The 12,695-nt window shown below is 53.0% G+C and carries 10 protein-coding genes; 4 read left to right on the forward strand and 6 right to left on the reverse strand.

Annotation, left to right across the window (positions count from 1 at the left end; all coding sequences use genetic code 11):
- Positions 1 to 181: 181 nt before the first annotated feature.
- The 5 genes from HK24_RS07395 to HK24_RS07415 all read right to left on the reverse strand — a co-directional run bounded on the left by HK24_RS07395 (position 182) and on the right by HK24_RS07415 (position 6,279).
- Positions 182 to 1,006, reverse strand: coding sequence for a DeoR/GlpR family DNA-binding transcription regulator (locus tag HK24_RS07395; protein ID WP_086633936.1), 825 nt, complete (start codon positions 1,004 to 1,006; stop codon positions 182 to 184).
- A complete protein-coding gene (locus HK24_RS07400; protein WP_086633937.1) occupies positions 1,003 to 1,785 on the reverse strand; it encodes a triose-phosphate isomerase in 783 nt (260 codons plus the stop codon). The genes HK24_RS07395 and HK24_RS07400 overlap by 4 nt, the downstream gene beginning before the upstream one ends.
- A 208-nt stretch (positions 1,786 to 1,993) precedes the next feature.
- The gene (locus HK24_RS07405; protein WP_086633938.1) at positions 1,994 to 2,977 is read right to left on the reverse strand and encodes a hypothetical protein; all 984 of its coding nucleotides are present in this window, start codon (positions 2,975 to 2,977) and stop codon (positions 1,994 to 1,996) included.
- 3 nt (positions 2,978 to 2,980) lie between these two features.
- Positions 2,981 to 4,690: a glycerol-3-phosphate dehydrogenase/oxidase gene (locus tag HK24_RS07410; RefSeq protein WP_086633939.1), complete on the reverse strand. Its 1,710-nt coding sequence runs from the start codon at positions 4,688 to 4,690 to the stop codon at positions 2,981 to 2,983.
- The gene (locus HK24_RS07415) at positions 4,687 to 6,279 is read right to left on the reverse strand and encodes an FGGY-family carbohydrate kinase (protein ID WP_086633940.1); all 1,593 of its coding nucleotides are present in this window, start codon (positions 6,277 to 6,279) and stop codon (positions 4,687 to 4,689) included. Before HK24_RS07415 ends, HK24_RS07410 begins: the two co-directional genes overlap by 4 nt.
- Positions 6,280 to 6,547: 268 nt before the next feature.
- On the opposite strand from HK24_RS07415, the gene HK24_RS07420 reads away from it, so the two are divergent.
- Together HK24_RS07420 and HK24_RS07425 are read left to right on the forward strand one after the other, a co-directional pair.
- Positions 6,548 to 7,366, forward strand: a complete 819-nt coding sequence (locus HK24_RS07420) for a DeoR/GlpR family DNA-binding transcription regulator (protein WP_086633941.1) — start codon at positions 6,548 to 6,550, stop codon at positions 7,364 to 7,366.
- Between the two features lie 621 nt (positions 7,367 to 7,987).
- A complete protein-coding gene (locus HK24_RS07425) occupies positions 7,988 to 8,281 on the forward strand; it encodes a hypothetical protein (protein WP_046899513.1) in 294 nt (97 codons plus the stop codon).
- 8 nt (positions 8,282 to 8,289) lie between these two features.
- Here HK24_RS07425 and mntR read toward each other — a convergent pair whose 3' ends face one another.
- Positions 8,290 to 8,778, reverse strand: coding sequence for a manganese-binding transcriptional regulator MntR (gene mntR / locus HK24_RS07430; protein ID WP_086633942.1), 489 nt, complete (start codon positions 8,776 to 8,778; stop codon positions 8,290 to 8,292).
- Positions 8,779 to 8,939: 161 nt separating this feature from the next.
- On the opposite strand from mntR, the gene HK24_RS07435 reads away from it, so the two are divergent.
- Both HK24_RS07435 and HK24_RS07440 read left to right on the forward strand, forming a co-directional pair.
- Positions 8,940 to 10,316, forward strand: a complete 1,377-nt coding sequence (locus HK24_RS07435; RefSeq protein ID WP_086633943.1) for an Nramp family divalent metal transporter — start codon at positions 8,940 to 8,942, stop codon at positions 10,314 to 10,316.
- Positions 10,317 to 10,607: 291 nt separating this feature from the next.
- Positions 10,608 to 12,611 carry a TonB-dependent receptor gene (locus HK24_RS07440; RefSeq protein ID WP_233126166.1) on the forward strand — a complete coding sequence of 668 codons (2,004 nt, stop codon included), beginning with the start codon at positions 10,608 to 10,610 and terminating at the stop codon, positions 12,609 to 12,611.
- Positions 12,612 to 12,695: the final 84 nt, after the last annotated feature.

Below are 12,695 nucleotides of genomic sequence, written 5' to 3' on the forward strand. Positions count from 1 at the left end.
CTTATTTGTGTCAGGTTACTCCCGATATAAAACAATATAAGAGGTCTTTAGTTTTGAATGGTCTGGTCAGGATGCTGTCACAAAAATGCCAGCCCTAATAAAAGCCCAGACCAAGTGTTTTGTAAAAAACGCGTCAGAAATAACTCACAGCCGATAATTCTTCTGAACGCAGAAAAAAGTCTTATGCCATCATTGCCATGGGGATTTCAGCAGACGGAATGTCTGCGATATGCAATTTGACACCTGCCCCCATCATTCTGTCAGCGATCTCTCCAGAGAGGCCTGAGTCCGTAATAACGGCATCAAAATCCGTCAGGTTTGCCAGATGATTTAGCGCGCTAATTCCAAATTTACGGCTATCCACCATTAAAACGCGGCGATCAGCCATGTTCATGAGCGCACTCTTGGCTTTGATCAGATCTTCGTCCTGATGATAGGCAGAAAGACCGTGAATAGCCGAGGTAGACATGAATAATGTGTTGATCCGAAGCGACGTAACGCTGCGTTCACATAAAACCCCGAGAAATGCATCGAATGTTGGATTGTAACGCCCACCCAGTGCAATCAGGCTGATGTCACGAGACCGTCCGATCTTCGTACTTATCCCAAGACTGTTCGTCACGACTGTAAGCTGACCGATTGCTGTCAGGCGTTCGGATAGAAAGCGCGATGTTGTGGAGTCATCCAAGGCAATCGTATCGCCCTCTTCGATCAAGCCAGCAGCAATCGCTGTAATACCAAGCTTTTCCTGCACAGCCTGTCGAGCACGAAGCATGATGCTGCTTGCTGCCACAGCATTCGAAAGCGTCGTAACGCTTTCACCAACTTTACGGATCAGTCCCTGTGTCGCAAGCGCGTGCAGGTCACGGGTCATGGCTGCACGGGTCATGGTGAACTGAACCAGCAGATCCTGGATCAGAACACAGCCATGCGCCGTAACGTAATCCAGAACGGCTTGACGCCGTGCGGACAAAGCACGGCTTCCATGAAGGATATCGGGCATCATGCAGGTGCTCTTTCCTCGATCACACGATCAATCAGCTTTTCGAAGTCAGGAACTGACCAGCCAGCGCGCCCCACAAATACGCCATCCACATTTGGCTGGCTCACATAGCTGCGGGCATTATCCTGCGTGACACTTCCGCCATAGAGCAGCGGTACGCGATCGCCGATATCCTTGCCGGCAATCTCACACAGAACAGCACGCAATCCGGCATGGACTTTTGCAACACAGTCAGTGTCGGCGGCGTGCCCGCCCGCACCGATGGCCCAGACCGGTTCGTAAGCAATCAGAATATTTGGAAGGTCTGCATGCGCCACGTCATGCAGCGCAATTTTGAGCTGACGGGAGAGTGTCTCTGCCGTAACGCCAAAATCATACTCTTCGAGGCTCTCGCCAATGCAAAGCAAAGGACGCAAGCCATGACGAAGGGCCGCGGACATCTTGCGACTGACAGTCCAGTCTGTTTCCGCAAAATGCTGCCGACGTTCCGAATGGCCGATCAGTACGATATCCGCACCGCACTCTTTCACCATGCTGGGGGAAATTTCACCCGTCCAGGAGCCGCTCTCTTCCCAGTGCATATTCTGTGCGCCGACAAGCACGTCCGCGCCTTTCAGAACGTTCGCAACAGCCTGCAAGGACGTAAATGGTGTGATGATGAACGGCTTCACGCCATCCGGCGCTCGATACGCCTTAAGCGCTTCTGCAGCAGCCAAGGCCTCGGCAGGTCCCTTGTTCATCTTCCAGTTCGTACCGATCCAGACCGTTTTACGAGTCACCATTCATCTCCCGACAAGAAGGCAGCGACCATCGAATCTTGATCGCTAAACCCAAGCCACGTTTAGCGTTAAATCATAACACTCCAAAGACATGAAGTTCCGAAGGGAATGATATTTTCAATTCAACTCTCCGTACCTGCTCTCCAGCAAAGATCTGAAGGCAGGTACGAAGATGCTGAAAACAGGAACTTTATTGCCTCTGCGAGTTTTTTTAAGCTGCCCGCTCCAGCAGAACGCTTTCCGTCACCTGACTATCGGCATCCGCTGGGCGCAGGGTGGCAATGCCCTTCCGGGCAAGACCATCATGATAGAAATGCGTAGCTTCGTTAGGAGAGAGGTCTCCATCCGTGACGCGACGCATCGCTTCAATCAGCAAGAGCGGGTCCGCTGCATCCACAATCTTGCGACCGAATAGTGCGGCTCTGGCACCACTGTTCTGAGCCTGATGAATCAGCTCCAGACAGTCGCGCGTCGTCCCGCTTCCACCGCCCATAATTCCCACGATAACGCTTGGGTCGTACTCGCACAGTTCCGCAAACGCCTCGCTGCCATTAAACGGCACCTTCAGGAAGACAGGCTTCTCTTCCTTGCGAAGACCCGCAAGCGCACGGGTAACCATATCGTTCAGGAACACTCCGAAATCTTCAGGAGCGATATGCCCTTCATTTGGGTTGAAGACTTCGAGGAAATAAGAAAACCCGTTGATCTTAGCCTCTTCGCGGAACCGAGCGAACTCTTCCAGAGCCAGCGTATCCTGGTCAACATCGCCGTTAAACGTCATCGAATAGAGGCCAAGGTTTGTCTGCGCCCGCTCCAGTGACGCGGAGCGAAACGGAACAGACTTCTGGGAGCGATAATGCCCTCCCCGTCCACGCCACAGGTCTGTCGTGTCGTTTGCACGAATTGCCGTCTGAACTTTGGTCCCGTCAAACGCATCACGCTCCAGCAGATCTTCCAAAATGGAGACCGAGGTCAGCATGATGTCCACAATATCCTGACGGATAATGGACTGGATCTCCGACAGATATTGCGGCCGTGTGCGGAACAGAGACTGTCCTGCCCGAGGATTGCGGCGATTACCCATCGCACTGATCCCGGCTGCCATATCTGAGTCCTTGGCGTCCGCAAGGATGAAATCATAGCGCGTGTCTTTGCCAGCGCGCATCCGTGCAATTTTTTCTTCGTAACGGTTCATGGCTCAAGCTTTCAGAATTTCCGGGGTTTCAGCCGATAGAGGGAACTCACCCTGAAGGTTGTGGCGCTGCTGCCCTTCCCTCCAGGCGTCCTGAGCCTGACGTGCGGCTTCCCGCTCATCCCAGCCCAGCGTTCCTCCAATGATATTTGCAACTTCCAGCACGACTGCCGGCGTCATGGCGCCACTGAGTGCAATGGTCGTACGACGGTAAAGAACGTCCGACAGACGGCGAACCAGCTCATTTTCAGCAATGAACATCAGTTCACGACGTGTGTAGGAGGGGAGCGTCCGAAGAGGAGCATCTGCCGCCTCCTGACAAAATCCCGCGATCTTTCTGGCCAGCGTTCCGTACCGATCCAGCAGCACGGACGCACGCGGGCGCGGCAGCCCAAAAGAACTCGCAAACCTGTCCAGATAGGCTGTGTGCTGATCTGCATCCGGGAAGCCACGACCGCCGCCGATGGCCAACTCCTGCGTTGATGTGCTTCGTGGGTGCCCCAGCAGCGCCAGTACACGATCCGCGACTTCTTCGCCCAACCCACGGAAAGTCGTCCATTTTCCACCCACGAGAGACAGAACAGGCGTTGCACCCAGCCTGTCTTCATGAACGATGTGATCACGACTGATCGCAGAAGGATCGGCAGCATTGGTGGCTGGTAGCGGACGAACGCCGCTATAACGGTAGGTGACCTGCTCGCTTCCGATATGGAAACCGGGGAACAGATCAGCCAGCATCCGCAGCATGTAATCCTGCTCCTCGTCCGTACAGACAGCCTTGTCCGGATCGTCGATCCGGATATCGGTAGAGCCAACCAGGACATGACCAAAAAACGGATATGCAAGACAGATCCGTCCATCCGGCGTCCCGAAATAGACCATCCGGCCCTTCAGTTCCCGGAGCAGGTCATCATGCTTCAACAGCAGATGAGACCCTTTTGTCCCGCCAATATATTTTGTCGGGTTACCCAGGATCGTATTGATCTGATCAATCCACGCGCCGCCCGCATTAACCAGAACACGCGCCTTTACCGTTTTTACTTCATCGGTGAGCACGTCTCGCAGGACGAGTTGTCCGCTTTGGAAAGTCTCTGGGACAACATAGGTTACTGCCTCACAGTTCGGAGCCGTTTCCAGTGCATCCTGCACGCATTCATATCCGAGGCGTTCAGGCTGCGTGATCGCAGCATCGTAATACTGTGCTGTTGCCACAACATCCTTCGCCATATGAGGCCATTCACGGCGCGTTTTCTGGCTGAGGGAAAGGGAATGTCGTGGCATGACGCGAGCGCGGCGCCCAAGGAAATCGTAAATCTGAAGCCCGACTTCCAGAACCAGCGCGCCACGATCCGTCATTTTGCCGCCGAGGTTCAGGAAGCGACGAAATGATGTGACGATCCCTCCAAGCCATGTGCGGATCGGCAGAACAGTCGGCAATGGCCGAACGAAATGCGGGGCATTCCGCAGGAGCAGATTTCGCTCCAACGTCGATTGTGCCACAAGCTTGAACTCGCCCGTTTCCAGATACTTGATACCACCATGAATCAAGCGGGAGGGTGCGCAGGATGCCCCTGTACAAATGTCGCTTCGATCCAGAATAAGCGTCTTCACGCCCTGAAGGGCAAGCTCACGAAACAGGCCCGCGCCATTAATGCCAGCCCCGATAATAACGACATCAAATTCGGCATTATCCGGCACGGCTGAAAGTGTCTTCACGAATGCATTTCCTTCGCGATTTCGGCTGAGAGCGCATAATTCATGACGGGCCCCACCGGAGTTTCCGGAGCGCCACTGACTTCGCTACCGGCCTCATACAAACCGGACCAAAAAGGTTTCATCGCCAGCGTCAGTGCGACGTATCGGCGATAAATGCCCTCATAGATCCGTGCGCGTGCGGGGTCCGGCTGATAGACATTCATAGGAATTTCCTGAGCAGCCACAGCTTCCTCAAGATCTCCATAAAGCCCAACAGCAACACTTGCCGTCAGAGCCGCGCCTAGGGCTCCAGCCTCCCGAACGCTGGAAATTTCGACTGGCATGTTGAGAATATCCGCAAACATCTGCGCAATAGATGCCTGACTGCTACCGCCGCCCGAGACACCGAGGCGATGCACATCCCCTGTTTGACGCAGGGTCTCAACATGCTCGCGATGGTTGAAGATTGTTCCCTCAATCATCGCCTGAAACAGATCCGCTCGATCATGCCAGGACTGCACCCCGAAAAGAGAGGCACTTGCTGGCGCTTCGTAAGGCGAGCCAAAAAGAAACGGATGATACAGCGGTATCGGTCGCTCGCCGCGAGAACGCCCAAGCTTTGCCTCAACTTCCTTTGTGAGAACTTGAGCTGCCTCTTTTTCCTCTGGAAGCAGCATGCGCGCGAGCCATTCCAGATTGCTGGACGACGCGGGCGAAATAGCCATGCAGTTCCACAACCCGCGACGATAGCCTGCGCGGCAGGACCAGCCATCACCTATGACAGGCCGACTGCGGAAAATTTCATTGATAGAAAAAGTGCCCGCCGTGATCGAAAGATCACCTGGTCGCGTGTAGCCTGATCCCACAGCCGCGGCTGTTACATCATGCAACCCGACAGCAACGGGCGTTCCTTCCCGTAGGCCGGTCGCACGAGCAGCTTCTGCCGTGATCGTTCCACCCTGGTCACAGGACAGTAGCATTTTAGGAAGCGCACCGCGGATTTCGCGCAGATCCAACACCTCAAGGATGCTGTCGCTGTAGTCCTGCGTGTAGAGATCTGTGAAAGATGTGCTGGCCTCTGTCAGATCTGTCGCAATTTCCCCGGTCAGACAAAGCCGGATCCAGTCTTTGGCAAAAAAGACGGTACCAATGGCCTGATAACGATCAGGTTGATGGCGCTTCATCCATGCCAACAGGGTTGTGGCGGAGTAAGGATATGGACGCTGCCCCGCGAAAGGGACGATCTTTTCCAGCCGCCCTTCCCGTTTCCATTCATCATGAATTTCTGTGGCCCGACTGTCGAGCGACATAATCCCACGGCCTAACGGTTGACTTGAGCGATCAAGAACGAAAAGCCCATCACCGTGCGCAGTGACCCCAACGCCAGCAATATCCTCACCACTCAGTCCAGAAACGTCCAAAGCTTCCCGGACTGCCTCTACAACAGCCTGCCAAGCTTCGTGCATATCACGCTCAACGTGGCGGGGTTCATTCGTATGCTGGGGAACACGACGACGGCCAGTCCCTACAATTCCACCTGTCTTCGAGAAGATGACAGCCTTCGTCGTAGTAGAACCGCAATCGATCCCGATCGTGAAATCCTGGCGCATTTCGCCCTCCGGACATTCTCGCCATCAGCTTTAGCAAATCGCCCAACTGATAACACCATAAATGTTATTATTTGGTGATATAAGTGTTATTATGCCTTCGTCAATGTGATAAATATCACTTTCGTCGCGCCAAAAATCTTTGTGTGATTAATCCCGTGAAAAGCACACCACAGAGCCGATCAGAACATTACAAATTTGGTCAGTGCTGGTATGTAGATGTCGCGATGCCATAATTGGCCTTACCCGGTGACAAGGATCTTTTTGACAGATGACTGATGGTTCGGGCGTTCCAGCTACCTCTCCCGCCGTCCTTCTCAGCAAACGCCGGGATAACAGTGCCCGTCAGCAACAGATCCTCGACGTCCTTCTGGAAACAGGAAGTGCCACAATTGAGAATCTGTCTGAGCGTTTTGACGTCAGCAGGATGACAATTCACCGTGATGCTCACGCACTGGCAGCGCAGGGCCTGATCGACAAACTGCACGGCAGCATTGTTCTCAAGAATCGTGTCGTCACTCAAAAAACAGTCAATTTCAGAAAATCACGCGCGCCTGACCTGAAGGAATCAATTATTCAACGGGCCATTTCGATGATTACACCGGAGCAAATTCTTGTTCTGGACGACTCTACAACGGTCGCAGCGATGCTGCCGCTCCTTCCGGCTCTTGCCCCGCTGACCATCATTACGAATGCCGTAGGCGTCATTCAGGCGCTTGCTCCCTATCCCAACCTGAAACTGATTTGCCTGGGGGGCGACTATAACCAGCCTCGGAATGCCTTTTTTGGTTTGGTCTGTGAGCAGGCTGCAAAGTCGCTGCGCGCCAATACGATGTTTCTTTCCACGTCGATCATTCACAACGAAACAGCGTTTCAGAACGATCAGGACGTTGTGAAAGTCAAACAGGCACTCATGCAAATTGCCGATCAGACCGTACTATTGGTCGACAGCACAAAATTTAGAAAAGGCGGCCTGCACCGCCTCGCCTCACTCAGCGATTTCGACGTTGTTCTGACAGACTCACAATTGAAGCCCACTATTCGCAAAGCACTTATTCAGGACGGAATTCACGTCGAAACATGTGGCTAGGAATATAACGGCGACAGTACACAGCCCAGAATAGCAACGCAGCTGCGCAGACAAAATTCCGGCAAAGATGCCGTAGCGCAGTTAGATACTAAAACGACGGCAGTGCATTATGCTCTTCCCGCGTTGCCTCAGGCCCATTAGCGGTCCGCTAGTCTTCGAAGTAAGACACTGCACCCTGACGCTATCGCCCACACCGGCACCCCTGACGGCTTGTGACAGTGTCGTCCCGGTTGAGCACCGCATATGCTCAGAAATCAACGAGAATCGGAGTGAGTATTGCATCGCCTCTACCTCCATTCAGAAAATGGAAGTTCTCTGGCGCCGACTTAATCTTCACAAATCCGCGAACATAAACTCAAGCCAGAAATATAAAGTTTCCACTGCACCTGACGGTCATGCACCTTGGATGCAGGCACGATCTGACAGAAACCCTCAACACAGCTTACCACCCATGGGTATCTGGGATGGAATGGCGCTTTACCGCCAATCAGAACCATTTCTAGCGCAATGTTTCAAAAAATAACACATTCAGAAAAAACGAGATTAACGATATATTGACGAAAAAAGCAGGCTTCGCGTATCACGGCGTGAGAGCTTCTTTGAGACACAGGAGATGCTGAAATGTGCGGCATTACGTTAAACGATTTCCTGAGTGTCACGAGATGGACACCTGCAGATCTGGCCATCCAGATTGATCGCCCTGAAAGCGATGTCGAATGGTGGCTTGATAACCATGACCACGTCCCTGAGAGACTAAAGCTCTGGATGAGTAAGATCGTGGACACTTTCCAGAATAATCCCCCTCCCAAAGGCTATGCCATGGAACGGTCCAAAGGATGTCTGTTTAACGATGATCCCTCTGCGACTGTGGTTTGCTCCATTTGTCGCTTCAAAGGAAAATGCCATCTCACGTAATGTCGGCCTCAGCGTAACTTTGCATCGACAGTATTTGTCGACGAAAACTGCGCTAGCCCCTTTTTAAGCGCAGTTTCGAAAGCGGCGAGAGTTTCCGGGCCAACGTAATGTTCAATGCCTTCGGCATCGATCCGGGCATTTTCCTCACTAATTCCCAACGCCAACAGAAACGCCTCCACAATTCCGTGCCGATGACGGGCCTTATGCGCCATCTGCTGACCAGCATCCGTCAGGAAAACGCCCCGATACGGCTTTTGTGTCACCAGCCCTTCCGTTGACAGGCGAGCCAGCATCTTAGCCACCGTTGGCTGAGACACACCAAGACGACCGGCAATATCGACTTGGCGCGCCTCCTGCCCCTCAGCCAGAAGATCAGAAATCAGCTCGACGTAATCTTCTACCAGCACCTTCTGCCTGGCAGCTCGATTGGCCCTGAACCCTTCTGAGTGGAGTTGCATGTCCACCAGGGATTTCTGCTTTTTCTTCTTCTGTTCCATTCTCAAGAAAACCGCTTAATCAATTATTCCAGACCGAATAAAACATTCTTCCTGTTAATTCCAGAGGCCTCAGAGCGATCTTCTTCAGAAGAAAAATAAGACAATGTTTATGAATATAGCATATTGCATATTTTACGGTTCCAAGCTTGAATGACATTCTGATGTCCGACCAACGCTCCGATGCCCCCACCCAGAAGTCCGCCCCCAGCAAAGCCTGGCGCTTTTCGCGTCATGACGATGCGGAACGACCAAGCCTGCCTGAGGTGTTTTCAAGCGTTCGGGTTCCTGAAGGGTCAACAACGTGGCTGAAGCGATTCCTCGCGTTCGTTGGGCCCGGATACATGGTCTCAGTTGGATATATGGACCCAGGAAACTGGGCGACGGATCTGCAAGGAGGCGCTCAGTACGGCTACACGCTGCTCTGCGTCATCATGCTTTCCAACCTGATGGCGATCCTTCTCCAAGCTCTCTCTGCACGCCTTGGCATCGCCACCGGTCGGGATCTGGCGCAAGCCTGCCGTGACCATTTTCCGCCTGCGCTGAACGTAGTGCTTTGGCTGGCATGCGAGTTAGCGATTATCGCCTGCGATCTGGCTGAAGTGATTGGAACGGCCGTTGCATTGCAACTGCTCTTCGGCCTCCCTCTTTTGGGTGGCGCGCTCCTCTCCATTCTGGACGCCTTCATAGTTCTTCTGCTGATGGGCCGCGGCTTCCGGTATCTGGAAGCTTTTGTCATCGGCCTTCTCTCAATCATTGCGCTTTGCTTTGGGGTACAGCTCGTTGCGGCCACACCACCCGTTGCAGCAATCCTGAAGGGCCTTATTCCGACGCCGGAAATCGTGACCACGCCAGGAATGCTCTACATTGCGATTGGCATTATCGGTGCCACGGTCATGCCGCATAACCTGTATCTGCATTCGTCTATTGTACAGACGCGGGCCTATGAGCGAACGCCCGTTGGACGTCGTGATGCCATTCGGTGGGCAACATGGGACAGCACAATTGCCCTCATGCTCGCGCTATTCATCAACGCGGCGATCCTCATTGTGGCAGCCGCAGCTTTTCATGAGACAGGCCACCAGAATGTGGCCGAGATCGAAGATGCCTATCATCTTCTCTCCCCCATTCTTGGGCTCGGAATAGCCTCTACGCTTTTCGCCCTGGCACTGCTGGCTGCGGGCACAAACTCAACCGTCACCGGAACACTGGCCGGCCAGATCATTATGGAAGGCTTCCTGCGCCTCCATATCCCGCATTGGGCAAGACGACTGCTGACCCGCGGCCTGGCGATCATTCCCGTCGCGGTGGTAACTGTGCTCTACGGAAGCCATGGCGTAGGCGCTCTGCTGATGGCCAGTCAGGTCATCCTGTCCCTTCAGCTTCCTTTCGCAGTCATTCCCCTTGTGATGTTTGTGTCTGACCGTCGCAAGATGGGCGAATTCACAATCAACCGCTTCATGACCGCACTGTCATGGATCGTCGCGGGTCTTATTCTCATCCTGAACTTTAAACTTCTGTACGACACTCTGGTCGGCTGAACGACACCCCAGAAAAATTGAGAACCAACTATGGCAACAGCATTTTTGCGCTCAAAATTCGCCTTTAGATATAGCAAATGCTATATTAAACAGCACACCGCAAATTCAAGAGTTTCAACTGTCCCCTTTCGGATAGCAATTGCAGGAACCACGCTCCTTACAGGGCTACTGGCAACTGATGTATTTGCTGCCGATAATGCGCCATCCGGCGAGCCCCAAAAGAAGATTTCCAAAAAATCTGAAAAGAGAGCTATTCAATCCAAAGACAAACCCGCTGAGCACGTAACTGTCATGGGGCACCTCGATCAGGCGCGCGGACGTATCTTCCCTGGCCTGGGCGCAGTCTCCTACGGCATTGATCAACGACAGATCCAGGCTACGCCTCAGGGGCAGAATGCTTCTTTCAGCCAGATTATGCTCAGAATGCCTGGCGTCGTGCAGGACAGCTACGGAGAAGTGCATGTCCGAGGCGAACATGGCGGCCTGACTTACCGGGTCAACGGTGTCCTACTTCCGGAGGGCTTGAATGGTTTTGGTCAGGAACTGGATACACGCATTATCCAATCGGTTGACCTTCTGACGGGAACCCTCCCCGCTCAATTCGGGTTCCGTACGGCCGGCATTGTGGACGTGCATACAAAAAGCGGATCCACCCTGAAAAATAACCAGCTTTCACTCTATGGCGGCAGCTACAACACTTTTGCACCGTCCTTACAATTGGGCGGTTCAAAAGGGCGCTTTGAATATTTTACGACGCTGTCCATGAACCGAAATAATATTGGTATCGAGAACCCGACCGCGTCCTTCCGCGCAACGCATGACACAACCCAGCAGGAAAAGGCGTTTGGTTATTTTTCATGGAAGCTGAACGACACCGACCGTATCTCCCTCCTGACAAGTGCATCTTACGCAGATTTTGAACTTCCCAACACGACAGGCCTGCAACCGGTTTATCAACTTTCTGGAACAGACTGGTCACACCCCTCTGTACAATCACGCTTTCTGGATGACAGCCAGACAGAGCAAAACTATTACGCCGTCGTTTCATACCAGCACAGCGCTGACAAACTGAACCTTCAATTCTCACCGTATTTTCGTTACGGGCGCATCGATTATACGCCAGACCCGGCTCGGGACCTTATTTTTCAGGGTGTGGCTGAACACGAGGTCAATGACTTTACAACTGGCGGCGCACAATTCGATTTGTCTTATGATATCGCTCCACACCATACCCTTCGGGCTGGTCTACTTGGTCAATATACCTCCGAGCGCCTTGATACCGACTCTCTCGCATTCCCAGTAGGTGACGATGACAAACAAACTTCGTCTACCCCTCTTCGGCTAATAGACAATACGGGCAACTGGTCCGTTGAAGCGGGGGCTTACCTTCAGGATGAATATCGCATCACCCGCAAGCTCACTTTCAATTATGGTATTCGCTACGATCGGTTTGCATCGTCTTTTGGAGACGAAGGACAACTCAGCCCGCGCGCCAACCTGGTGTGGAAGCCGTTCCGAAGCACGACCTTGCACATCGGCTACTCCAGGTTCTTCGCACCGCCTTCTCCACAGTACGTTTATCCTTCAACACTGGCGCGTTTTGCAGGGACCACAAATGCCGCAGCCAATTTGACAGATACGCCCACGAAAGTTGAAACCTCCAACTACGTGGACGCTGGCATTCTCCAGCATATTACCCCCGAATTACAGATTACAATCGACGCCTACAGCAAGTGGGCACACAACCTTACGGATCTTGGACAGTTTGGTCGTGCGGTCATCCTCGCGCCATTCAGCTATCGCCGAGGTCACGTCTATGGTGCCGAGTTTGGAAGCTCCTGGAGGCGCGGGCCCTGGTCTCTGTTTGGCAATTTCTCGTTTGTGAAAACGGCAGCTCGAGAAATCAATTCCGCCGAGTATCAGTTCGATCCGGAAGAATTGAGCTACATTCGCGCACATGCCATCCAGTTAGACCATCAGGGACAGTATACGGCCAGCGCTGGCGCATCCTATTCCAGCAAGCATCACCTGGCTTATATAGATTTCCTGTATGGATACGGCCTGCGGAGTGGCTTTGCCAATCTTGATAAACAGCCCCAGTACGACATTTTTAACGTCGGATACCAGTACACCTTTACCCGCGTCCCGCTGGGGCACGATCTGAAAGTTCGCGCTGACATCGTAAATCTGTTCGACAAACGCTACCAACTTCGAGACGGTAGCGGCGTCGGCATTTATCAGGCGCAATACGGACAACGACGAGGCACTTATTTCTCACTCGTGTCCGATTTCTGAAAACACCCTAGCTGTTTAGTCCCGTGGTTTGATGGGTTGGGTTGATGATGAATCTTTCTGGCTCTGAAGTCCATATTTTGCAGA

Origin of the sequence: Gluconobacter sp. DsW_058 (genome assembly GCF_002153615.1) — a bacterium.
Classification (GTDB): domain Bacteria; phylum Pseudomonadota; class Alphaproteobacteria; order Acetobacterales; family Acetobacteraceae; genus Gluconobacter; species Gluconobacter cerinus.

Coding starts and splice junctions, on each gene's coding strand:
- HK24_RS07415 (WP_086633940.1), bottom strand. CDS start 6,279: ATGCGCCAGGATTTCACGATCGGGATCGATTGCGGTTCTACTACGACG.
- HK24_RS07440 (WP_233126166.1), top strand. CDS start 10,608: ATGGGGCACCTCGATCAGGCGCGCGGACGTATCTTCCCTGGCCTGGGC.
- HK24_RS07435 (WP_086633943.1), top strand. CDS start 8,940: ATGTCCGACCAACGCTCCGATGCCCCCACCCAGAAGTCCGCCCCCAGC.
- HK24_RS07400 (WP_086633937.1), bottom strand. CDS start 1,785: ATGGTGACTCGTAAAACGGTCTGGATCGGTACGAACTGGAAGATGAAC.
- HK24_RS07405 (WP_086633938.1), bottom strand. CDS start 2,977: ATGAACCGTTACGAAGAAAAAATTGCACGGATGCGCGCTGGCAAAGAC.
- mntR (WP_086633942.1), bottom strand. CDS start 8,778: ATGGAACAGAAGAAGAAAAAGCAGAAATCCCTGGTGGACATGCAACTC.
- HK24_RS07425 (WP_046899513.1), top strand. CDS start 7,988: ATGTGCGGCATTACGTTAAACGATTTCCTGAGTGTCACGAGATGGACA.
- HK24_RS07395 (WP_086633936.1), bottom strand. CDS start 1,006: ATGATGCCCGATATCCTTCATGGAAGCCGTGCTTTGTCCGCACGGCGT.
- HK24_RS07420 (WP_086633941.1), top strand. CDS start 6,548: ATGACTGATGGTTCGGGCGTTCCAGCTACCTCTCCCGCCGTCCTTCTC.